Source organism: Cyanobium gracile UHCC 0281 (assembly GCF_034931305.1).
GTDB classification, from domain to species: domain Bacteria; phylum Cyanobacteriota; class Cyanobacteriia; order PCC-6307; family Cyanobiaceae; genus Cyanobium; species Cyanobium gracile_A.
The window spans coordinates 31,912-51,749 of sequence record NZ_JAYGHY010000017.1 but is presented as its reverse complement, the minus strand read 5'-3'; the positions used below and the strand labels follow the sequence as shown (position 1 = coordinate 51,749).

The 19,838-nt window shown below is 62.0% G+C and carries 27 protein-coding genes; 14 read left to right on the top strand and 13 right to left on the bottom strand.

Going from position 1 to position 19,838, the window contains the following annotated elements; translation table 11 throughout:
- Positions 1-153: 153 nt before the first annotated feature.
- The 3 genes from VB739_RS07445 to VB739_RS07435 are packed head-to-tail and all read right to left on the bottom strand — an operon-like array spanning position 154 to position 1,583.
- Positions 154-390 carry an AbrB/MazE/SpoVT family DNA-binding domain-containing protein gene (locus VB739_RS07445; RefSeq protein ID WP_323356463.1) on the bottom strand — a complete coding sequence of 79 codons (237 nt, stop codon included), beginning with the start codon at positions 388-390 and terminating at the stop codon, positions 154-156.
- 57 nt (positions 391-447) lie between these two features.
- A complete protein-coding gene (locus tag VB739_RS07440) occupies positions 448-741 on the bottom strand; it encodes a hypothetical protein (protein ID WP_323356462.1) in 294 nt (97 codons plus the stop codon).
- A 26-nt stretch (positions 742-767) separates the two neighbouring features.
- Positions 768-1,583, bottom strand: coding sequence for an ABC transporter permease (locus VB739_RS07435; RefSeq protein WP_323356464.1), 816 nt, complete (start codon positions 1,581-1,583; stop codon positions 768-770).
- A 458-nt stretch (positions 1,584-2,041) separates the two neighbouring features.
- Here VB739_RS07435 and VB739_RS07430 point away from each other — a divergent pair, with 458 nt between their 5' ends.
- A complete protein-coding gene (locus tag VB739_RS07430) occupies positions 2,042-2,737 on the top strand; it encodes a response regulator transcription factor (protein ID WP_254963757.1) in 696 nt (231 codons plus the stop codon).
- A gap of 2 nt (positions 2,738-2,739) precedes the next feature.
- Positions 2,740-3,522, top strand: coding sequence for a response regulator transcription factor (locus tag VB739_RS07425; RefSeq protein ID WP_323356461.1), 783 nt, complete (start codon positions 2,740-2,742; stop codon positions 3,520-3,522).
- On the opposite strand, the gene VB739_RS07420 is transcribed toward VB739_RS07425, so the two are convergent.
- Entirely contained in the window at positions 3,410-4,801 is a 1,392-nt protein-coding gene (locus tag VB739_RS07420; protein ID WP_323356460.1) for a HAMP domain-containing sensor histidine kinase, read from the bottom strand. The genes VB739_RS07425 and VB739_RS07420 overlap by 113 nt on opposite strands.
- Positions 4,802-5,102: 301 nt before the next feature.
- On the opposite strand from VB739_RS07420, the gene VB739_RS07415 reads away from it, so the two are divergent.
- From VB739_RS07415 to VB739_RS07400, 4 genes are all read left to right on the top strand, one after another.
- A complete protein-coding gene (locus VB739_RS07415; protein ID WP_323356459.1) occupies positions 5,103-5,522 on the top strand; it encodes a prepilin-type N-terminal cleavage/methylation domain-containing protein in 420 nt (139 codons plus the stop codon).
- A gap of 150 nt (positions 5,523-5,672) precedes the next feature.
- A complete protein-coding gene (locus tag VB739_RS07410) occupies positions 5,673-6,119 on the top strand; it encodes a prepilin-type N-terminal cleavage/methylation domain-containing protein (RefSeq protein WP_323356458.1) in 447 nt (148 codons plus the stop codon).
- A 981-nt stretch (positions 6,120-7,100) separates the two neighbouring features.
- On the top strand, positions 7,101-9,263 hold the full coding sequence (locus tag VB739_RS07405; RefSeq protein WP_323356457.1) for a hypothetical protein: 2,163 nt from the start codon (positions 7,101-7,103) through the stop codon (positions 9,261-9,263).
- 88 nt (positions 9,264-9,351) lie between these two features.
- A complete protein-coding gene (locus VB739_RS07400) occupies positions 9,352-10,101 on the top strand; it encodes a class I SAM-dependent methyltransferase (RefSeq protein ID WP_323356456.1) in 750 nt (249 codons plus the stop codon).
- Positions 10,102-10,138: 37 nt separating this feature from the next.
- Here the strand turns inward: VB739_RS07400 and VB739_RS07395 are convergent, their stop codons facing one another.
- Both VB739_RS07395 and VB739_RS07390 read right to left on the bottom strand, forming a co-directional pair.
- On the bottom strand, positions 10,139-10,618 hold the full coding sequence (locus VB739_RS07395) for a hypothetical protein (RefSeq protein WP_323356455.1): 480 nt from the start codon (positions 10,616-10,618) through the stop codon (positions 10,139-10,141).
- Between the two features lie 86 nt (positions 10,619-10,704).
- Positions 10,705-10,896, bottom strand: coding sequence for a hypothetical protein (locus VB739_RS07390; protein ID WP_323356454.1), 192 nt, complete (start codon positions 10,894-10,896; stop codon positions 10,705-10,707).
- Between the two features lie 198 nt (positions 10,897-11,094).
- Here VB739_RS07390 and VB739_RS07385 point away from each other — a divergent pair, with 198 nt between their 5' ends.
- Positions 11,095-11,523: a type II toxin-antitoxin system VapC family toxin gene (locus tag VB739_RS07385; RefSeq protein WP_323356453.1), complete on the top strand. Its 429-nt coding sequence runs from the start codon at positions 11,095-11,097 to the stop codon at positions 11,521-11,523.
- A 242-nt stretch (positions 11,524-11,765) separates the two neighbouring features.
- On the opposite strand, the gene VB739_RS07380 is transcribed toward VB739_RS07385, so the two are convergent.
- Both VB739_RS07380 and VB739_RS07375 read right to left on the bottom strand, forming a co-directional pair.
- Entirely contained in the window at positions 11,766-12,158 is a 393-nt protein-coding gene (locus VB739_RS07380) for a type II toxin-antitoxin system VapC family toxin (protein ID WP_323356452.1), read from the bottom strand.
- Positions 12,158-12,403 carry a FitA-like ribbon-helix-helix domain-containing protein gene (locus VB739_RS07375; protein WP_323356451.1) on the bottom strand — a complete coding sequence of 82 codons (246 nt, stop codon included), beginning with the start codon at positions 12,401-12,403 and terminating at the stop codon, positions 12,158-12,160. The genes VB739_RS07380 and VB739_RS07375 overlap by 1 nt, the downstream gene beginning before the upstream one ends.
- Positions 12,404-12,843: 440 nt before the next feature.
- Between VB739_RS07375 and VB739_RS07370 the strand changes: the two genes are divergently transcribed.
- The 4 genes from VB739_RS07370 (at position 12,844) to VB739_RS07355 (ending at position 14,348) form a co-directional block, all read left to right on the top strand.
- On the top strand, positions 12,844-13,119 hold the full coding sequence (locus tag VB739_RS07370) for a Uma2 family endonuclease (protein ID WP_323356450.1): 276 nt from the start codon (positions 12,844-12,846) through the stop codon (positions 13,117-13,119).
- Positions 13,120-13,515: 396 nt separating this feature from the next.
- A complete protein-coding gene (locus VB739_RS07365) occupies positions 13,516-13,776 on the top strand; it encodes an AbrB/MazE/SpoVT family DNA-binding domain-containing protein (RefSeq protein ID WP_323356449.1) in 261 nt (86 codons plus the stop codon).
- Positions 13,773-14,180, top strand: coding sequence for a PIN domain-containing protein (locus VB739_RS07360; protein WP_323356448.1), 408 nt, complete (start codon positions 13,773-13,775; stop codon positions 14,178-14,180). Before VB739_RS07365 ends, VB739_RS07360 begins: the two co-directional genes overlap by 4 nt.
- Complete coding sequence (locus VB739_RS07355) at positions 14,181-14,348, top strand: hypothetical protein (RefSeq protein WP_323356447.1); 168 nt, start codon at positions 14,181-14,183, stop codon at positions 14,346-14,348.
- 226 nt (positions 14,349-14,574) lie between these two features.
- Here VB739_RS07355 and VB739_RS07350 read toward each other — a convergent pair whose 3' ends face one another.
- The 4 genes from VB739_RS07350 to VB739_RS07335 are packed head-to-tail and all read right to left on the bottom strand — an operon-like array spanning position 14,575 to position 16,597.
- Entirely contained in the window at positions 14,575-15,147 is a 573-nt protein-coding gene (locus tag VB739_RS07350) for a prepilin-type cleavage/methylation domain-containing protein (RefSeq protein WP_323356446.1), read from the bottom strand.
- A 37-nt stretch (positions 15,148-15,184) separates the two neighbouring features.
- Entirely contained in the window at positions 15,185-15,685 is a 501-nt protein-coding gene (locus VB739_RS07345; protein ID WP_323356445.1) for a GspH/FimT family protein, read from the bottom strand.
- Complete coding sequence (locus tag VB739_RS07340) at positions 15,672-16,076, bottom strand: hypothetical protein (RefSeq protein ID WP_323356444.1); 405 nt, start codon at positions 16,074-16,076, stop codon at positions 15,672-15,674. Before VB739_RS07340 ends, VB739_RS07345 begins: the two co-directional genes overlap by 14 nt.
- Positions 16,073-16,597 carry a hypothetical protein gene (locus VB739_RS07335; RefSeq protein ID WP_323356443.1) on the bottom strand — a complete coding sequence of 175 codons (525 nt, stop codon included), beginning with the start codon at positions 16,595-16,597 and terminating at the stop codon, positions 16,073-16,075. The genes VB739_RS07340 and VB739_RS07335 overlap by 4 nt, the downstream gene beginning before the upstream one ends.
- Positions 16,598-16,653: 56 nt before the next feature.
- On the opposite strand from VB739_RS07335, the gene VB739_RS07330 reads away from it, so the two are divergent.
- The 3 genes from VB739_RS07330 to VB739_RS07320 all read left to right on the top strand — a co-directional run bounded on the left by VB739_RS07330 (position 16,654) and on the right by VB739_RS07320 (position 18,045).
- Positions 16,654-17,262 (top strand): hypothetical protein, encoded by a 609-nt coding sequence (locus VB739_RS07330; RefSeq protein WP_323356442.1) that lies wholly within the window; start codon positions 16,654-16,656, stop codon positions 17,260-17,262.
- Between the two features lie 92 nt (positions 17,263-17,354).
- Positions 17,355-17,591 (top strand): FitA-like ribbon-helix-helix domain-containing protein, encoded by a 237-nt coding sequence (locus VB739_RS07325; protein WP_323356441.1) that lies wholly within the window; start codon positions 17,355-17,357, stop codon positions 17,589-17,591.
- Positions 17,581-18,045 carry a type II toxin-antitoxin system VapC family toxin gene (locus tag VB739_RS07320; RefSeq protein ID WP_323356440.1) on the top strand — a complete coding sequence of 155 codons (465 nt, stop codon included), beginning with the start codon at positions 17,581-17,583 and terminating at the stop codon, positions 18,043-18,045. The genes VB739_RS07325 and VB739_RS07320 overlap by 11 nt, the downstream gene beginning before the upstream one ends.
- Here VB739_RS07320 and lepA read toward each other — a convergent pair.
- Complete coding sequence (gene lepA, locus VB739_RS07315; RefSeq protein ID WP_323356439.1) at positions 18,017-19,825, bottom strand: translation elongation factor 4; 1,809 nt, start codon at positions 19,823-19,825, stop codon at positions 18,017-18,019. The two genes, VB739_RS07320 and lepA, sit on opposite strands and share 29 nt — an antisense overlap.
- Positions 19,826-19,838 lie beyond the last annotated feature (13 nt).

The window sequence follows — 19,838 nt, the reverse complement described above, 5'->3', positions numbered from 1 at the left end:
CGACCTTGGCCTTGAACTCGGGGCTATGGGTGCGGCGTTTGCTCATGGGTGGGAGCCCCCTCTCAGGGGAGGTGCCCCGCCTCACAGGTTAACGATGGGCCCTGTCCAGAAAACCCAGACCACCTCAGACCGCGGCAGCGGCGGCCATGGCCATCAGGGCTCACCGCGACAGAGGGCCAGGATCGCTTCGGTGCTCAGACCCTGCCGGGGCCGGTGGCCCCGCAGCCTCATCAAGGCTTCCTCGCCCCGCTGCTCGGCCTGGCCATCCGTCTTCTCGAGCACCACCTGCTCACCCACCAGCCGAAACTGCACCTCACAGTTCGGATGCAGCCCAGCCTGCTCGCGGATGGCCTGAGGAATCGTGACCTGCCCCTTGCTGGTGATCCGCATGCCGTTCTGGTTTGGCCTGGTAAGAATCTTACGTTCACCAACAGTGGCCACAACGCCTCAGCGGGTGGCCCTCAGCCCCGAAGGCGCCATCCTCGAGGAGCTGCCGCGGGGGGGGGCGTCTGCGCTGCTGATCGGGCCGCCATCGAAGCGGGCGGCATTCGGCAGCCAGAAGGTGAGGGCCAGGGCCAGAACCTCCAACAGGATCTGACGCCCCCCCAGCAGCACCACGAGCACGGCCACGACGGACAGGAATTTCTGGAAGACACTCCAGACGTCATCGGGCGTGTTGCCGCCCTTGATCCAGAGATAGACGGCCAAGGCCAGCAGGACCAGATCCAACCACCAGGGCATGGCCAGAGCCACCGAGCAGCAAAACGCTACTTCAGGTCGGCCGGCGTACCACTGAGCCAGTTCTCCAGGCCCTCCCCCAGAAACGAAAGACCCAGAACCAAAACAAACATGGCCAACCCCGGGAACAGGGCCGTCCACCAGATGCCGGTGGGCAGGGCCGTCAGGGCCTGCTGCAGATCACTGCCCCACTCGGGGATGGTTTCCGGCAGACCGAGGCCGAGAAAGCCCAGCCCCCCCAGCACCAGCACCGCATCGGCCGCATTGAGGGTGAGCAGCACCGGTACCGAGGTGATCACGTTGCGCAGCAGGTAGCGCCGCAGGATCCAGGCGGGGCCGGCGCCCAGGGAGCGGGCCGCCTCGATGAACAGCTCCGCCTTCACCTGGGCTGATTGGTTGCGCACCACCCGGAAGTACTGCGGCACATACACCACGCAGAGGGCGGCGGCGGCATTGGGCAGGCCCCGGCCCAGCAGAAAGGCAAGCACCACCGAGAGCAGCAGAACCGGCAGGGTGTACAGCGTGTCCATCACCAGCACCAAGACGCGGTCGACCCCACCGCCGAGGTAGCCGCTCACCATGCCGAGGGGAACGCCGATCACCAGCGCCAGCACCAAGGCGCTGAGCACCACCTGCAGGGCCACGCTGCTGCCGGCGAGGGTGCGCACGCAGACATCACGGCCGAGGCGGTCGGTGCCGCACCAGTGCCCGAACGAGGGCGGGGCGTAGATGGGATTCTCCAGGCCTGCATTGGGATCGGGCAACAGGCCCCCGTGCACCAGCAGTGGCGTGAGCAGGGCGATCAGGCCATAGAGCGCCACAATGGCGATGCCCCAACGGGCCATGCGCGCGGAGAGGTTGCGGGTTCCGGCCCGACTGGTCACCATGGTGCGTACGTCAGAGATGCGGCGTGCTCGGACCCATCACGAGTACAATGGCTTGGTTATAGTAACCAGAAGCGCGGGGAATGAGCTTCTGCACGTGTGCAGTGAGGCGGATTGGCGCAACAGTAGCGTTGCCGCTGCATTGGTGCTGACATGGGCCATCCCAGTGGTAAAGATCGGTGAAAAAACTAATTCTGACGCACCGCGTGGTCGCGGCCTGACCACTGCCAGGCCAGTCGATCTGAGCCAGCTTGGGTCTGTCTTCACCTGTTGGAGCGCGTAAAGACAACAAAGCAGGAAGGATTCCTACAAGGTTGCAAGACAATTCTCACGCTGGTATAATGTGAAGCGATTGCGCCTCTCAACTCCAGAGAGCCTTATTTCACTTTGGCCAAGCGTCGTACCGCCCTACCCATCCGATGACCGGCGCTCGCCTGCTGATCGTCGATGACGATCCCGAGATGCGCGGCTTCCTCTCCTCCGAGCTGGCCGTTGAGGGGTATGAATGTGAAGAAGCGGCCTGCGGGCAGCAGGCCCTGGGCAGGATCCGCAGCCAAACCTGGGATCTGGTGCTGCTCGATTGGAACCTGCCTGATTTCAGTGGTGTGGAAGTGTGCCGTCGCATGCGCAAAGGCGGAATCTCCACGCCCGTGCTGATGCTCACGGCCCGCGATGAGGTGCAGCAACGGGTGGAGGCGCTCGATTCCGGAGCCGACGACTACCTGATCAAGCCGTTCTCGATCGAGGAACTCCTGGCCCGGGTGCGGGCCCGCCTGCGCCGCAGTGGCATCGACGAGCAGGAAGGTGGTGTGCTGCGGATGGCCGATCTGGAGGTGAATCCCGCCAGCCGGGAAGTGGCCCGGGGCGGTGAATCGATCCATCTCACGGCCAAGGAGTTCGATCTGCTGATGCATCTGTTGCGTCACCCCAACCAGGTGCAGGAGCGCCGCGCCATCCTCGATGCCCTCTGGGGTGAAAACTGGCTGGGCGACGACAACCTCCTGGATGTGTACGTGCGTTATCTACGCCGCAAACTCGAGCCGGCGGGCCAGCCCACCCTGATCCAAACGGTGCGCGGCGTCGGATTCATGCTGAAAGAAGGCCCGCCCCGCTGACCATGGCGTCACGGCTGCTGATCGTCGAAGACGACCCGCGCATGCGCACCTTCCTGGCCGGCGAACTGAATTGCGAGGGCTACAGCGTCAGTGAAGCCGAAGATGGCCAAGGGGCTTTGATGCACCTTCGGGACGCCACAACGGATCTGGTGCTGCTCGACTGGACGCTGCCGGACTTCAGCGGCGTCGAGATCTGCCGGCGGCTGCGCTCCAGCGGTGACATCACCCCCGTGCTGATGCTCACCTGCCACGACGACATCCGCGACCGTGTCGAAGCGCTCGATTCAGGCGCCGACGACTACATCCTCAAACCCTTTTCGATCGAGGAGTTGCTGGCCCGCATCCGTGCCCAGCTGCGGCGTACCGCCTACTGGCGTGGTGTCGCCAATTCCGATGTGCTCAGCTGCGCCGATGTCACGGTGAACACGGCCACCAGGGAGGTGACGCGGGCGGGCGAAGCCATTTCCCTTTCGGTGCGTGAGTACGACCTGCTGCTTTGCCTGTTGCGTGGAGCGGGGCGGGTGGTGCCACGGGAAGAGATCCTGCGCGAGGTGTGGGGCGAAAACCACTTCGGCGACGAGAATTTGCTGGGTGTCTATATCCGTTACCTGCGCCGCAAGCTGGAACCGGAGGGCCTTCCCACCCTGATTCAGACGGTGCGCGGCGTGGGCTTCATGCTCCGTGAAGGAGAGCTGCGGCCTTCAGACGCAGCTGGAAATCAGCCCCCCCCTGGGGACCATCCGCCACCGAAACGCTCCCGCCCATCGCCTCCATCAGCGCCCTGACCACCGCCAGGCCTACACCACTGCCTGGGATGGCGCTGGTGTTACGCCCTCGGCCGAAGCGCTCGAAGATCAGCTGCTTCTCGCTGTCGGGCACCCCGGGGCCTGAATCGATCACATGCACCACCACCCGATCGAGGCTGGCATCGAGCCGCAGCTGAATCGGGCCGGCGCCTGGGTCATATTTCTGGGCGTTTTCGATCAGATTGGCCAGGCACTGCTCGAAGCGGTCGGCATCCCCCAACGCAAAGGTGCGTGCGGCCTGGGTGGCACCGGGGCAGAGGCGCAGGCGGCCATAACAACGTGAACGCAGCCGCTCGGCCACCCGCTCGATCGCCTGGGCCACATCGAAAGGCTCAAAGGGCATCAGGGTGCGATGGGCATCGATGCGGGTAAGGGCCAGGAGATCCGTCACCAAACGCCCCATCCGGCCGGCTTCCGCCTCGATCAAGGCCAGTTGCTCAGCCTGCTGATCAGATAGATCGAGCGAGCGGCGACGCAGGCTGCTGGCGTAGTTGCGGATCAGGCTGATGGGGGTGCGCAATTCATGGCTCACGCCGTTAGCGAAGCCTCGCTGGCGCTCCCAGGAGGCCGAGAGGCGATCGAGCAGATCGTTGAAGGCGAGGGCGATTGGAGCCAGTTCCCTGGGCTGGGCGTCCACCAGCACCCGCTGGCTGTCGAGGGTGTCGGAACTGATCGTCTGCATGCGAAGGCCGAGATCATGCAGGGGCGAAAGGCCGCGCATGAGCACGGGCCGCAGCAGCAGGCCCGTGAACAGCGTGGCCACACCGGCGGCAGCCACCAGAAGAATCAGCAGGAGCCGCTGCTGGGCCAGTTTATGGGTGATGTCCTCCAGGAAGCGGAGACGCACTGATCGCTCCCCCAGCTGGATCTTCAACGAACTGGTGAGGTAGGTGAGCTCCTGTAATTGCAGCACGGACACCTGGCCGAGGCCACTCGGCTGGGCGGGCAGTCGCGTCAACGGCACACCGGTGGGAATGGAGAACAGACGGATCTGGCCGGCGGCGCCATACGGAATGCCCTGGTCAGTCTCGACCCAGCCGAGGAAGTTGGGGCTGATCAGGCGGGCAAGGGCGTCACTGATCTCGTCCAGTGTGCGTGGCACGGGTCGGCGGGAGAGAAGCACCCTCCGCACGCTGGCGGCGGTGACACGGTGCTGGTCACGCCGCTCCTGGCTGGCAAGCAGGGCTGTCGCCCCGATCAAGAGGGCATACCCCCCCAGAACGGCCAGCAGGCTGAGCCCCAGCAAGCGCCGGCGCATCGAAAACGCATGGGATTGAGGCCGGAACGGTCCCAACAACCGAGAAAAGCTCATCAGTTTCATTAGACCACCATTAGACCTCGGCGAGATCCAGCCCCAATTGGATCGTAATGGACAATGAAAAGGTCGCCACTCCGCCGAAGAAGCACCGGGAAGAAAACCGGCAGAATCCCGCCCCGTCAAGGATTCCGAACCTTAGGAGATACAACAATGCCACTCCGCCCACAGCAACGGGAGCCGCATGGACGGCAGTGGTTTCGGTGCATAAACTGGGTTAGCCGAAAGCTTTGCAGTTCTTCCAATGAACATCTCCCCCAAGACCAAACTGGCGCTGATGCGCAGCCTGCGCGAGAAGAAGTCGAAGGTGGCCCAAGGCTTCACCTTGATCGAGCTGATGATCGTGGTAGCGATCGTTGGCATCCTCTCCGCCGTCGCCCTGCCCAACTTCCTCGGTGCTCGTAACGCCGCTGCTGCAGGCGCAGCGATCGGTGAAATGGTGGGCCTAGCCAAGGAATGCGCCACCTTCAAAGCATCAGGTGGTGTTGGAGTTGCGCCGACCAGCGGTGGTGTCACCTGTAACACCACTGCGTCGCAGACCTACTCGGCTACCTGGGGGGGAACCGTCTCAGGCATCCGATGCCTTGCCGCCACTTCGGCTGGAGCCTCAAAAGCAGTCATTACCGTGGCGACTGATGGCGGCCTCAGCTGCGCCCTAACCTGATCGAAGACTTTAGTTTCATAGACTTTAGCCCCCTTATGCGGGGCTTATTGCCTATACTCATCTTCGATCAGACTTAAAGTTGGGGCTCACACAACATCAGACCAACCTGCGGCTGAGTTGATTAAACCATAGATTGCTTCGTATCCACATATGGTCAACAAGCTAAATCCTCTTCCATTGAACATCTCCCCCAAGACTAAACTGGCGCTGATGCGCAGCCTGCGCGAGAAGCAGTCGAAGGTGGCCCAAGGCTTCACCCTGATTGAGCTGATGATCGTGGTGGCCATCGTTGGCATACTCTCCGCCGTGGCCCTGCCCAATTTCCTCGGCGCTCGTAATGCCGCTGAGGCAGGCGCTGCAATCGGCGAACTCATTGGCCTTGCCAAGGAATGCTCCACCTTCAAAGCATCCGGTGGCGTTGGGATTGCACCGACAGGTGGTGGTGTCACCTGTAACACCACTGCGTCGCAGACCTACTCGGCTACCTGGGGGGGAACTGTCTCAGGCGTCCGATGCCTTACCGCCACTTCAGCTGGAGCCTCAAAAGCAGTCATCACCGTGGAGACCAATGGGAACCTGAGCTGCGCCCTGACCTAATCGCCATCTTTACATTCCAAATATTTTGCTTCCTCCCTGAATCGGGAACTTTTATCTTCTTTCAACAACTAGGCTTGCCTCGGCGCCGATTTGCCACCACTTCCCTAATCAGCATCGCAATTGCGTACAGCTCAATTGTTTCATCACAGCTTTCCGACCTAGCCCCTTCCTACTTCCGAATTTTTTCAAGCGTCGAATTCATAGCCTGAACGAGCTTATCAGTCAATCTTCAAGCCGTCAGCCTAGATCATCGTCGTCAGCAACTTTTTATTATACGGTTCTTTTTTGGGGTTGGCATTCTTGTTAATGCTGATCCCGTCTTCAGCAAAAGAATAGAGTTGTGGCCAGTGGGAGCGTTCTTCGGTGATCCCCACAATGGAAGCAGGGGACTGAGGAGGGGTCATACAGATCAAGCGTTTCGTGTGGATGCCCACTCGGCTATAGGTGTTCAAGTTCCAAATTCGGAATAGGGCCCCAAGCCCTCTCTCGCAGCACTCCCCGAAGCAGGCAGACAAACCAGCGCACTTGCAGCAGAAGCCGAACGGAAGCTGTCAAGAGCACCAGTTCAAATGGCCTCATCATTTGGTAAAGCCTTGCTTGCCGTTTGATGCCTGCATCCTTAAACTTCCCACTCCTACTCAGGCTGGCCAATTCACTACCTTGATCCAACTTCTTACCCCTTCGCTGGCTCACCTTGGCGAATGGGATAACATTTCAGCGAAGATCTCTTGGATCGTCAAGTTGCCAGTAATCGCCTCCCTCGTCGTCGCCTAGTTCTTCATCAGAGCAATGATGATGAAGACTGCTCATCAAGAGAAACCACCAATCAGGAAAGCTGTTGCGCCTTAGGAAGAGGCGATAAAAGCGGGCCATCAACGCCAGAGCGCTCCTGTCCCATACATCCATAACAGGCAAGAGAAAGCAACTGAATCTTTAGCAGGAAGGTCTTTGCTAAGATTTTGTTAGCTTTTCTTCTTGCCCATGAATGCCACTAGCCCAGGAAGCCAAGAGGAACAGATGCAGGAGGAAGAGAAGAGAGCCTGCTTCTTCTGCAGAGTCGGAGATTATCGCAAGGCGGCACTACTTGCCATGAGACATCGAAAAGCAATCGCAAGTCCGACAAGAGAGTTCGATCTGATTCTTCCAACCGCGTTGAGCATGACTGGCCATTACCGTGCCTCAATCCTATCCGCATTAAAGCTGCTGCACAGTACTTTATCTTTTCGCGGCGACTTGATCATCATCATATCCAATTCGGTGAAGAATCTAACACTCAAGCCCACAGACATAATCAGGGCCCTTGATTATATCGACAGTACCCGGCTAACTCCCACCGAAGCCGCAGTCATTGCCGCTGAATTTGAAGATGAAGCGATGCAGCTATTGTTTCTTAATGAGGCTAAAAACAGATATCGCTATACCAAGGAAGAACTCAATTTCATTTCTGCCTACATCAGCTTCAGAAATGAAGATTTATCAACCGCCATGCGCCTTGCACAGGCCGAACAAGACAATGTGCAGGTTTACTCTGCCTCCACCAAACTGGCTGCTCGCATACTCCTTAACACCGGTTATTTTTACCCTGCCAGAAGATATGCCTGCCACCTCCTGAGATCCGACAAACAGGATGTGGAAGCACTTGACATTCTTGGACAAGCCCTGAATGGAGAATCAAACTGGAAGGCCGCACGGAAAACTTATGCGCTCATTCATGAGATCACTGGCGACGAGGTGAGCAAGTTGAATATGCTATTCACCATGCCGCAGGTGGCCAGCTCAGTAAATGAGCTATCGGCATCACTTGAGTCTTTCATCCTGAATCTTGACAAGTGCTCTACCGGCAAGAGCTCAGTTGGCCTAATCACCTCCTTGGCCTTTTCTACACCGATCTGCCACACATTCTATTTGGCCTATCAGGGCAGTATCGATCTGAGGTGGCTCTTGGAAGCCTACTACCGCCTCATCCGATCCGTCGCCCAACAGGTCGTCCAAGAAAATTATTCTCACCACTCACCAAGGAACAAATCTGTTCCATCTTCCCAGGTGCCTCGAAATGCTACAAGTCGAGCAAGAATCGGTTTCACTTCTAGGAACTTTTTTCAACACAGCAATCTTCAGGCCCACGCAGGACTAATCAAAAACCTAAGTCGTAATCTGTTTGAGATTGTTTTAATTCACAGACATGGCGTCAAGAAAGATATGGCACATCTTGATCTCAATGAACATGCTGATCGCGTCATTTATCTTGCTTCTGATTTTGGCAGTGCCTGTAAGCAGATTGCGGATTTAGACCTTGACATCAATTTTATTACGGATATTGGTATGAATCCTCTTGATGGGATTTTACCTATGGTTCGGCTTGCACCCTTCCAAGTGACAGGATGGGGACTTCCCCATACGACGGGGCTTTCCGAGATTGATTACTACCTTCGATCCAAGATCTTCCATGACTGCGAGGGACAAAGCGAATATACAGAGACACTTGCATCCATCGATGGCTATCTCGGTTTTTTTGACGTTGACAGGTCTTCACTCATTGAGAAGAGCACCGATTACTTCTTGCTCCCTCCAGACCGTTTCCTTGTAGGGTGTCTGCAAACACTCCACAAGATTCATCCAGACTTTGACTCCTACCTCGAAGAGATCGCAAGACTTGACGAGTCGATCCTCATCATTATCGCGGCATCGGAAAGCGATGTACTGAACCAGCGCTTCGTTCAGCGGATAAAGAGATCTGCTCCGACAGCACACAAGCAAATTTGCTTTGTTCAGAGAATGGCAATGAGCGACTATCATAGCCTCAACCACCTTCTCGATTTAAATCTAGATCCGATTCATTACGGAGCTGGAATTACATTTATCGAGACGGCATGGTGTGGCCCGCCTTGCATCACATTACGCGGGAATACCTTAAGATCTGCTGTTGTATCACGCTCGTACGAGTACGCAGATATCAAGGATGCACCTATAGCAAGAAGCAAGAGCGAATACATTTCATTATTCGAAAGGCTAATGAAAGACGAAGTGTACAGGCTTAAGATCAGAGAGGAAATTCACACAAAAAGTTCAGCAACAATTTACAATAACAATGCTTGTGTTGCATCCTGCGAGGAGTTCCTCCATCGACTAGCCAAAACGCACTAACTCCTTTTGACTTATTCTTGCTGACTTTTCCAGCATCAGCCAGCCTGCGACGCCTTGGAGTTAGTCGAGCTACGTACTCCACACTCCCTTGTCCTATCCCACCTTTCACGTTATCACCATCTCCGCCATGTACAATTATTCTGCAAGACGGATTAACTCACTTCTTGAGGTTATCAAAAAGCCGGCGAGATATCTTGAAATTGGAGTAGAGAGTGGGCATACCTTCTTTGAAGTTTCCGCATCGTCTAAAACGGCCGTCGATCCCACATTCACTTTCAACGTAGAACAAGGGAAACAGGCTGAACCCACGTCTCATTTTTTTCAAATCAGCAGTGATGAATACTTCCAGGATCATTGGAACGGCCAGGCATTTGACTTTATTTTTCTTGATGGCCTCCATACTTGGGATCAAACCTACAGAGATTTCTGCAATAGCTTGCTTGCTACTCACAAGCGATCTGTGATTCTGCTGGATGACGTTTTCCCAAGTGATGTTTTTTCCTGCAATCGTGATCAGATTGAGGCGGTCATGATGCGTCAGTTCATGGCCAATGATCCCAGTAATGCCTGGCACGGTGACACGTACAAAGTCATACCTCTGATCCGGACATTTCACCCGCTTCTCAGCTACTGCACCATCATCACCGATGGGAATCCACAAGCCCTTGTGTGGCGCTCCCCTGAGCCGTCTCTACCCTCACCCATCCTCTCGGACGTTGGCGCGCTGAACATGCCTGCGCTGGATTATCTGTGGTTTCTTCGCAACCAGGAGAGCTACAATTTGATAAATGAGGAGGATGCTCTGGCTCTCGTTATCGACTCCATCAACAGAGGTTGACGGCCAGAAGCGGGGCAGATCAATCGCAACGGCCAGACTAGAAATACAACCGGCCTTTCAGAGCCCCCCCACCCGCGTCTCCGTCTCGATCCGCTTGGTGCCCCCCCCTGAGGGCTGCTGCACCTGCTGCAGCCGCAGGTGCAGCAGCCCACCCGGCTCCACAGTGGCCTCCAGTCCCGGCAGGGCGAGCCCATCCAGCAGCACACGGTTCTGGGCCGCGCCGGATGGCGCTGGGTGCAACACCCACCGTGTAGGTGATCGGGCCCTCCAGGGTGGAGAGCTGCAGCACCGGCGCCCGGCCGCCCAGGCCGCAGGCAGCTCCGGTCCCCACGGCCAGGTCCACCCGCTGGGCGCGCAACAGATCGCCCCGCAGCAGCGCCAGCACCCGCCGCTGCTGGCGCCGCTCCCGCACCAGCCGCACCAGCCTCTCCACCCGCTGACCGTCGGCCACCAGCGCCTGCAGCACCACCCCCCACACCAGCAGCCCGAGGCAGGCCGCCACCAGTAGTTCCACCAACGAGAATCCCGCCGTTGCCCACCTGGGGAAGGGGCGGGATCGCAATGACGCCATAGACAAACTCCGGTGCATGGGGGAAGGGCGGCTCAGGAACGGGGATCCGGCAGGCAGCCGCCCGGCCCCTGCCGCCCCAAACGGGTGATCCCCAGAGGCAGGGCCACCACCACGCAGCGCACCAGGTCGGTGCCCTCGGTGCTGAGCAGCACGGTGCCGCCGTCGATGATCAGCCCGTTGCTGGTGAAGCGCACCGCGGCTGGCAGGTTGTGGCTGTGGCTCACCGCGGGCCCACCGCCCAGGCCCTCGTCCAGATCCAGCGCGGCCCCTTCGCAGGGCGGCAGGCTGCTGCCCTAGGGGCTCCTGCCAGCCGCTGGCGGGGAGCGCCAGGGCACAGGGCTGGCCAAGCATCACCACCTGTCCCGTGTCAATCAGGTGGGGGGCCAACCGCCATCAACCAGGATCCCTCTTACGTTTTGGCCATGGATCTTGCAACTGTTTCCCCGAAGCGGGTGCACGAGCAATTTGGCCTCAGTCCGGGGCAGCAGTTGCAGGTGATGGCCCTGCGTGTTTGTGTGGGGAGAATACCTTCCAAAGGGAGGCTGACCGCCTGTGAGCGGTTTCTTGATGTACTTGATGCCGAGGCGAGCCTGGTGGTTCCTTCCATCAGCATCCTGGAGGTCGTCAAGTGGGTGCTGCGTGAACACAGTGAGTCACAGGCCATTCAGGCGGCTGCCGTGATGCAGCGAGGCCTGGTCGTGGATCTCGATAGTCGACTCGCGATGGCCTCAGCACAACTCAGCCACACACTGCGACTGCCCATGGCCGACAGCATCATCCTGGCCAGGTTGCACACAATGGACACCGACTTCAAGGGCCTCAACGACGTGGAGCTGATGATTCGCAACTGATGTGCTGCTCCTCTCGGGCCTGGGGCTGGCTGACGTCCTGTGAGCGCGGAGAGAGCCCTCGTGGATCTCGACAGTTGACTCACCAATGCCAGAGGCCATTTTCCAACCTGTACATTGTGTACAAGTTGGAAATGCGTCACAGCCTCTTCCACCCTGCTACTGCTCCCCATCCTGGAGTCGGCTGCAGCTGGGAGGTCTGAACGTCGCCTGTGGACAGGAGGGAGGCCCCAGTCTCCATCCATTCAGGGCAGTACCTGATCAGCCAGCCGTCGCAGACGTAGATCGGCGGTGAGCAGCAGAGCCGCTTCCCGCCGGGCCAGGGCCAGGTAAAGACAGTCGTAGACGGGATGGTTCAGATGGCAGGCCAGGGCCAGGGCTTCCACCTGCAGGTGGCGGTCGGGCTCGATCTGATCCACCAGATCGGCGGCGTCCGCCAGTAGCGGCTGGGGATCCATGCCCGCCAGCCCAGCGTCGCGCTGCAGCTTCCAGAGCGCATTCGCCACTTCCGTGAGCATCAGCTCGGGAGCCAAGACCAGCGGCGCCTGCCCTAGTTGCTCTGCCCAGCCACTGGCGATCGGATCATGCGTAATCAGACGCAACGCAGCCGAGGCATCGAGCACCAGCGCCGGTGCCATCAGCGCTCGCGGTCGCTGCGGATCAGGGATTCCGGCGACTCCTCCCACTGCAGCGCCGGTCGCTGCTGCCAGCGCTGGGCGATCCTCTCGAGCGCCAGCTGGCGCCGCTGTCTCGAGTCCCCGCCAACGATCGCTTCCAGATCAGCAAGGGCTTGCTGGCTCAGGCTGCGCTTCTGGGCGCTGGCCCGGCGCTGCAACAGTCGATGCAGGGGATCCGGCAGGTCGCGGATCTGCAAGGAAGGCATGGCAGGCTCCGGTCTTCAAGCAGTTTACTTGGAATGCATGCGGATGGCATGCTGCGGCAGCTTGAGCTCCTCTCTCACCCCCCCGCCCCCATCCGCGGATCGGGGAGGCCGCAGCCCTAGCCCTGCCATCGGCACGTCATCCAAGATCCCAATCCCTGGCTGACGTTTCGACCTAAGTTTTGACTCCAGTCTGTGCTGGGGCCAAGACGCTTGATGCCTTGGCGCCCTTGCGCCTGCCTGCTGATCTGCGCCTCAGCCCCGAGCAGTTCGCCGCTGTGTGCATCGCCAACCCCCAGGTGGTGAAACCGGCGCCCGCAACAGCCGTTTGTTGATGCGCCTGCTGGCCTGGGCCGACCGCGTGGGCGGATGGCGGGTGTTCGACAGCTCCACGGGCTTCCGTCTGCCCGTAGCCGCAAGGCGTCTCCGCAGGAGTTGGCTCGGTGCTCAGCCCCGATCTGCTGGTCGAACTCGCCAGCCCCAGCGACGAAGGCCCCCGTGGGCTTGCCGCCCTGCGCCGCACGATGGCCGCTTACCAGGCCAATGGCGCCCAGTTGGGCTGGCTGCTGATCCCGGAGCAGCAGACCGTCGAGATCTGGAGCGGCGACGCCAATGGGGAGCCCCAGCAGCCCCAGCGCCTCCAATGGGCCACGACGCTCGAGGCTGGCGAGCGATTCCCTGGGTTGAGCCTGGAGCTGACGGAGATCTGGGAGTCCTGAGGGCCGCCTCACCGATGTCAATCAGGTGGAGGCCAACCGCCGGCAGCCCTGCGTGGTTTTCTGCATGGGGAGAGCAGCTTCCAAAGGGAGACTGACCGCCTGTGAGCGCGGAGAGAGCCGTCGTGGATTCCTCGGGCTGGATTGAGGGGTTCACCAAGGGCCCGCTGGCTCGGTGTTCAGATGGGTGCTGCGTGAATACAGTGAGGCGCAGGCTATTCAGGCGGCTTCGGTGATGCAGGGCGGCTTGGTCGTGGATCTCGATCGTCAGATCGCCCATGCCAGAACCCATTTTCCAGGCTGACGGCCCATGACGCACCAGTTCCCATGCATGGAGACCCGCCGTGCTCGGCGCCCGGCCGTAGGATGAAATTCTGAATAACTGACACTGGAGGGCTGATGGCCGGTCCCAAGCGCGATTTGCTTACGGTGTCCAGCCGCGGCCAGATCACCCTGCCGGCTGGGATGCGCAAGCATCTCGGCATCACCCCCGGCAGTGCCCTGATCGTTGAGGAGTTGGATGGTGAGCTACGGCTAAAACCGGCTGCCATTCTGGAACTTGACCACTACAGCGACGCTCAGATTGAGGAGTGGGACAGCGCCGATGCGCTCTCGTCCGCTGAGCGCAATGCGATGCTCCAGCGGCTCGGCGGTCGGTGAAGCGACTGTTTCTGGATGCCAATGTCCTGTTCACGGCTGCCCACAACCCCAACGGCAAGGCAGCGTTTCTGATCGGTCTTGGCCGTATGGCTGATCTTCAATTTGCCACCAGCCCCTATGCCCTGGAAGAGGCCCGCAGAAATCTTGCCCGGAAAGCTCCCCATGCCCTCGGAGCTCTGGTGACCATCATAAAACCCATTCATCTGGTGAGGGACCATTCAGATCTGGCCTGCCCGTCCTGTCTGCCTGAGAAAGACTGGCCGATCTTTCGTGCTGCCCAGGCCTGTCAGGCTGACGTACTGCTCACAGGTGACCTACGCGACTTCGGTCCGCTGATGAATGCCCCAGAACTCACGGATGGCCTGATCATTCAGACCGTTGCTGACTTTCTGAACAGTCTGTGAATGTCCAGTGTGCCCGGTGTCAACCCGTTGCGCTGCGTAATCAGAAGCAGCAGCCGGGAGAGGATCTTCCAGTCCTACCCGCAGATCGAAGAGGCCGACATCGATGAATCTCTGGCCTATACCGCCTGGCGCATGGAAGAGCGGGAAGAGGCACTGGTCCTGAACTGATGGCCAGGTTGCTGGTCGATATGAACCCTTCTGTTCAATGGTCAGAGGTCGGGGATCCACGGGCTCCTGATCAGGCCCTGATGCAGTGGGCCGCTGCCTCAACGTGCTGCCAGAAGTGATTGGGCACCTCGTGCTCTCTGTGCTCAAGACCTACGCCGAAGAGATCGAGCAGGCGGCGTTGGTGGGGTTGCCGACGAGCGCCGGGAGCGGTTGAGGATCCTCCCGCTCATCCCCCCGCCCCCAGCCGCACCGTCGTCTCGATGCGCTGGGTGCCGCCGCCTGAGGGCTCAAACTCCTGCCGCAACTGCAGGTGCAGCAGACCGTCCGGCTCCTGGGCAGCGGCCAGCCCCGGATCACTGAGGCCATCCAGCAGCACACGGTTCTGGGCCGCTCCGGTGCTCGGTTCGCCGTGCAGCCCGAAGGCTGGGCCGCAGCGCATCAGCACCCGGCCCCGCCAGATGGCGCTCGGAGCGCTGCCCACCGTGTAGGTGATCGGGCCGGCCGGCGTGGTGAGCTGCAGCACCGGATCCCGGCCCCCCAGGCCGCAGGCGGCCCCAACCCCCACAGCCAGATCCACCTGGGTGGCCCGCTGCAGATCGCCCCGCAGCAGGGCCAGCACCCGCTTCTGCTGGCCCCGCTCCCGCAGCTGCCGCACCAGCCGGTCCACCTGGCGGCCATCCGCCACCAGCGCCTGCAGCACCACCCCCCACACCAGCAGCCCCAGGCAGGCCGCCACCATCAGCTCCACCAGCGAGAAGCCCGCCGGTCCCTTGACGGGACGCCCGTGGGAACACAGCAAGGCCATAGCGCAACTCCGGTACAGAGAACAGGGCGGCTCAGGGCCGCGGATCCGGCAGGCAGCCGCCCGGCCCCTGCCGGCCCAGGCGGGTCACCCCCAGGGGCAGGGCCACCACCACGCAGCGCACCAGGTCGGTGCCCTCGGTGCTGAGCAGCACGGTGCCGCCGTCGATGATCAAGCCATTGCTGGTGAAGCGCACCGCGGCCGGCAGGTTGTGGCTGAGGCTCACCGCCGGCCCACCGCCCAGGCCCTCGCCCAGATCCAGCGCGGCGCCGTCGCAGGGCGGCAGGCTGCTGCCCTGGGGCTCCTGCCAGCCGCTGGCGGAGAGGGCCAGGACGCAGGGCTGGCCCAGGCGCAGGGCGGCATTCCGTCCCCGCTCCAGCCCCATCATCACCCTCCGGCTGGCCCCCTCAAGCCGGGAGTCGGCCAGGTCCCGGCTGGCGGAGGTCAGCCCCAGCTGGGCCAGCAGGCCCACCAGCACCAGGGCCAGCAGGGCTTCGGGCAGCGTGAAGCCACCGCCTGACTCAGGGGTTGCCACCGCCGCCTCCCTGCGCCCCTGCGCAGAGCCCCAGTACCGCCGGCACATAGAGGCGCTGGCGTGGTTCGGCCTCGCCATCCACCGCCAACCGCAGCACCACCCCATCACCGCTGGTCGTGGGCTCCAACTGGCGCACCAGCCCCGGAGCCAGGGGCTCGGCGGCCAGGGCCTGGTGCATCTGGAGAGCAGCGGTGCTGCAGTCACCGCCGCCAGGGGCGAGGCGGCGCAGGGCCGTTTCAGCCCGCAACAACGCGACCTCCGCCTGCTCCATCCGCTCCTGCTGGCGCTGTTCGGCCACGGCCGCCGCGGCGGCCAGACCCCAGAGCTGGAGGGAGGCTCCCGCCGAGGCAGCGAACACCACCGATCCGGTCAGCACTTCGATCAGGTTCATGGCGCCACCCCCCGCAGGCCCACCAGGCGCACGTCGGTGATCTGCGGTTGCGGCACGACCGGCGGCTGCGCCGGGGTCAGCTGCACCGCGAAGGCCCCTTGACGTGCCGGCTGGCCCCCTTCAGCAGCCATTTCCAGCAGCAGTTCAGCCGGGGCCAGCTGCGGGCGCCAGTCCACCAGCCGGTAGGCGCTGCCGAGCACCTGGCCCGCCCTGAGGGAGGCGATCGTGGCGGCGGGAGCGCAGGCCAGCCCCTGGACATCCCAGTGCTGCAAAGGCAGCACCAGCAGGCAGGGATGGCTGCGCTGCAGGTCGGCCAGCCACTGCTGGCCCGCCGAGGCGAGCCGGTCTTCGGCCCGGCGCTGCTGCTGCTCCCGGATCCCCTGCAGGCGCACCTGCAGGCTGGCGGTCTGGGCGGAAAGGCTGCCCAGCAGCAGCACCAGGGACGCCCCTATGGACAGGGGGAGCACGAATCCCTGAGAGCGGGTGTGGTGATGGTGATGGAGATGGTGCAACGTGGGCATGGCGGTGACAGCAACGTCTCCTCCAGAGTTCCCCCAAGAGGACGCACCCGCGGCCCATGAACCACCGGAGGCATGGCGACACCCGCGACGAGGTCGACGGCATCGTGGGCCGCCACCAGCTGGACTATTCCCTGGGCCAGCTGCGGCTTTTGGGGCTTGTGCTGCTGGTGCTCGAACTCAGCACGCTGCTGCTGGCGGGCAGCTTCGCCAGCGTCGAACCTCCCACGGGCCGTCTCAGTGGCCTGATCGGCCTCTCCCCCGCCCTGCCGCTGCTGCCCCTGGGCTTCGGCCTCTACCTGCTCGGCGGCGGCCATCGCCGCCACCGCCGTGAGCAGCCCTGGACCGGAGCCCTGCACCGAACCCTGCTGCCCCTGGGTCTGATCCTGCTGCTGCTGCTACCAGCGGTCACCATCCATGACGCCGCCACCCTGGTGAGCCAGCGCCAGTTGGCACCCCTCTCCCCCTTGCAGCAGCATCTGCTCAACCCCGTGCGCCTGGTCACCACCCTGCTGCTGCAGGCCATCACCGGCGCCGGGCTGGTCCTGATGCAGCTCCGCGGCCGGCGCCAGATGCAGCGGGTGGGGCTCACCCCGAGCCTGTTCTTCCGCACCGACGCCACCGGTCCGGTGCAGCAGCACCGGCGCCGCCCGACGGACAGGGCTTAGGGATAGCTGGCCGGTGGATCGCCAGGCCCCAGAGCCGAAACTCACGACCATTGGCGCTATCATTGACGCTATCAGGATGGGGGAGGGCGGCCATGGCGCAGGTTCTGATCCGGCAGCTGGAGGATCACGTGTTGGACGTGCTCAGGGCCCGCGCCAGAGCCAAGGGTCTTTCCCTGGAACAGAGCCTGCGGGACCTCCTCACCGACGCCGCCCGTGGCCGCGGCGGTGAGCTGCCCGACGAGTTGGCGCGCCTGCGGGCCACAACACCGGCCGCCGGCCGCCAGTTGGACGTAGCCGCCCTGATCCGCGAGGACCGGGATGGTCGCTGAACCCACGATCTGGGTGGTGGATGCGTCGGTGGCCTTCGCCTGGTTTGCCGCCGTGCCGGGCTCGGAGCAGGCCGCCTGGCTTCTGGAACCCGGATCTGCGGCCGTCCTGCTGGCGCCCGATCTGGTGCTGGTGGAGCTGCTGAACGCGGGCTGGAAATGCCTGCGGCTGGGGGCCATCACCGCCGAGCAGTTCCAGATGCTGGCGCACCGCGGGGCCGAACCCTTCAGTCACCTTGCGCCCTCCCAGGCGTTGCTGGCCCGAGCCGCCCACTGGTGCGTGGAGCTCGATCACCCGGCCTACGACTGCCTCTACGTGGCCCTGGCCGAACGGGAACGGGCCACCCTGATCACCGCGGATCAACGGCTGCTGCGCAAACTCCAGCCGCCCAGGCCCGGCCTGCCGCCCGCCATCGATCTGAGCGGCCTCACTGATTCAGCTTCAGCACCGCCATGAAGGCCTCCTGGGGCACCTCCACCCGGCCCATCGCCTTCATGCGCTTCTTGCCCTTGGCCTGCTTCTTGAGCAACTTCTTCTTGCGGGAGATGTCACCGCCGTAGCACTTGGCCAGCACGTCCTTGCGGATGGCGCTGATGCTTTCGCTGGCGATGATGCGGCTGCCGATCGAGGCCTGAATTGGAATCTTGAACTGCTGCCGAGGGATCAGCTCCTTGAGCTTCTCCACCAGGCTCTTGCCGACGTTGTACGACTTATCGCGATGCACGATCGTGGTGAGCGGATCGGCCCGCTCGCCGTTGATCAGCACATCCAGCCGCACCAGTTCGTTGCGGCGATAACCGATCAGGCTGTATTCCATGGACGCATAACCTTTGGTGCGGCTCTTCATCTGATCGAAGAAATCGGTCACCACTTCCGCCAGCGGCATCTCGTAGTGCAGCGTGACCCGGTCGGTGGTGATGTACTTCATGTCGATGAACTCGCCGCGTCGCTCCTGGCACAGCTCCATCAGGGCGCCGTTGTACACATTGGGGGTGTAGATCTCCAGCTTCACGTAGGGCTCCTCGATCGATTCGCGCTTCTGGGGATCGGGCAGGGTGGCGGGGTTGTCCACCATCAAGGTGCTGCCGTCGATCATGTTCACCTGGTAGATCACCGAGGGGGCGGTGACGATCAGATCGAGGTCGTACTCCCGCTCCAGCCGCTCCTGCACGATCTCCATGTGCAGCAGGCCCAGGAAGCCGCAACGGAAGCCGAAGCCCATGGCGCTGCTGGTTTCCGGCTCGAACTTCAGCGCCGCATCGGAGAGCTGCAGCTTGTCGAGGGCCTCGCGCAGGTCGGGATATTGATCCGCATCGGTGGGGAACAGGCCGCAGAACACCATCGGCGTGGCCTCGGCGTAGCCGGGCAGCGGTTCGGCCGCCGGATTGGCCGCCAGGGTGATCGTGTCGCCGACGCGGGCATCGGCCACCGCCTTGATCGAGGCGGCCAGATAGCCCACTTCGCCCGCATGGAGGCTGTCCACCTGGCGCTGGTCCGGCGCCATCACGCCCACCTCGTCGAGCTCCACCACCTTGCCGCTGGCCATCAGCAGCACCTTGTCCTTGCGGGCGATCACGCCGCTGATCACCCGGAAGTAGACGATCACGCCCCGGTAGGGGTCGTAGTAGGAGTCGAAGATCAGGGCCCGCAGCGGCTCATCCACCTGGTCCGGCGGCGCCGGCACCCGGTCCACCACCGCCTGCAGGATTTCGGGCACCCCCAGGCCGGTCTTGGCGGAACAGTTGATCGCCGTGGAGGTATCGAGGCCGATGATCGCCTCGATCTCCGCCTTGATCCGGTCGGGATCAGCGCCCGGCAGGTCGATCTTGTTGAGCACCGGAATGATCTCCAGATCGTTCTCCAGTGCCAGGTACACATTGGCGAGCGTTTGCGCTTCCACCCCCTGGCTGGCATCCACCACCAGCAGGGCGCCCTCGCAGGCCAGCAGGCTGCGGCTCACCTCATAGGAGAAGTCGACGTGGCCCGGCGTGTCGATCAGGTTGAGGATGTAGCTCTGGCCGTCGGCCGCCTTGTACTCCATGCGGGCGGCCTGGAGCTTGATCGTGATACCCCGTTCCCGCTCCAGTTCCATGTTGTCCAGGAACTGGGCCTGCATGTCCCGGGCCGCCACGGTACCGGTGTCCTGCAACAGGCGATCGGCCAGGGTCGATTTGCCGTGGTCGATGTGGGCGATGATGCAGAAATTACGGATCCGCTGGGCGGGAACGTCGGTCATAGGGGGGCAGCGG

Coding starts and splice junctions, on each gene's coding strand:
- VB739_RS07445 (WP_323356463.1), bottom strand. CDS start 390: ATGCGGATCACCAGCAAGGGGCAGGTCACGATTCCTCAGGCCATCCGC.
- VB739_RS07335 (WP_323356443.1), bottom strand. CDS start 16,597: ATGCCCACGTTGCACCATCTCCATCACCATCACCACACCCGCTCTCAG.
- VB739_RS07355 (WP_323356447.1), top strand. CDS start 14,181: ATGTCCAGTGTGCCCGGTGTCAACCCGTTGCGCTGCGTAATCAGAAGC.
- VB739_RS07330 (WP_323356442.1), top strand. CDS start 16,654: ATGAACCACCGGAGGCATGGCGACACCCGCGACGAGGTCGACGGCATC.
- VB739_RS07325 (WP_323356441.1), top strand. CDS start 17,355: ATGGCGCAGGTTCTGATCCGGCAGCTGGAGGATCACGTGTTGGACGTG.
- VB739_RS07385 (WP_323356453.1), top strand. CDS start 11,095: ATGGATCTTGCAACTGTTTCCCCGAAGCGGGTGCACGAGCAATTTGGC.
- VB739_RS07405 (WP_323356457.1), top strand. CDS start 7,101: ATGAATGCCACTAGCCCAGGAAGCCAAGAGGAACAGATGCAGGAGGAA.
- VB739_RS07420 (WP_323356460.1), bottom strand. CDS start 4,801: ATGCGCCGGCGCTTGCTGGGGCTCAGCCTGCTGGCCGTTCTGGGGGGG.
- VB739_RS07320 (WP_323356440.1), top strand. CDS start 17,581: ATGGTCGCTGAACCCACGATCTGGGTGGTGGATGCGTCGGTGGCCTTC.
- VB739_RS07380 (WP_323356452.1), bottom strand. CDS start 12,158: ATGGCACCGGCGCTGGTGCTCGATGCCTCGGCTGCGTTGCGTCTGATT.
- VB739_RS07435 (WP_323356464.1), bottom strand. CDS start 1,583: ATGGCCCGTTGGGGCATCGCCATTGTGGCGCTCTATGGCCTGATCGCC.
- VB739_RS07410 (WP_323356458.1), top strand. CDS start 5,673: ATGGTCAACAAGCTAAATCCTCTTCCATTGAACATCTCCCCCAAGACT.
- lepA (WP_323356439.1), bottom strand. CDS start 19,825: ATGACCGACGTTCCCGCCCAGCGGATCCGTAATTTCTGCATCATCGCC.
- VB739_RS07365 (WP_323356449.1), top strand. CDS start 13,516: ATGGCCGGTCCCAAGCGCGATTTGCTTACGGTGTCCAGCCGCGGCCAG.
- VB739_RS07415 (WP_323356459.1), top strand. CDS start 5,103: ATGAACATCTCCCCCAAGACCAAACTGGCGCTGATGCGCAGCCTGCGC.
- VB739_RS07375 (WP_323356451.1), bottom strand. CDS start 12,403: ATGCCTTCCTTGCAGATCCGCGACCTGCCGGATCCCCTGCATCGACTG.
- VB739_RS07340 (WP_323356444.1), bottom strand. CDS start 16,076: ATGAACCTGATCGAAGTGCTGACCGGATCGGTGGTGTTCGCTGCCTCG.
- VB739_RS07440 (WP_323356462.1), bottom strand. CDS start 741: ATGCCCTGGTGGTTGGATCTGGTCCTGCTGGCCTTGGCCGTCTATCTC.
- VB739_RS07425 (WP_323356461.1), top strand. CDS start 2,740: ATGGCGTCACGGCTGCTGATCGTCGAAGACGACCCGCGCATGCGCACC.
- VB739_RS07430 (WP_254963757.1), top strand. CDS start 2,042: ATGACCGGCGCTCGCCTGCTGATCGTCGATGACGATCCCGAGATGCGC.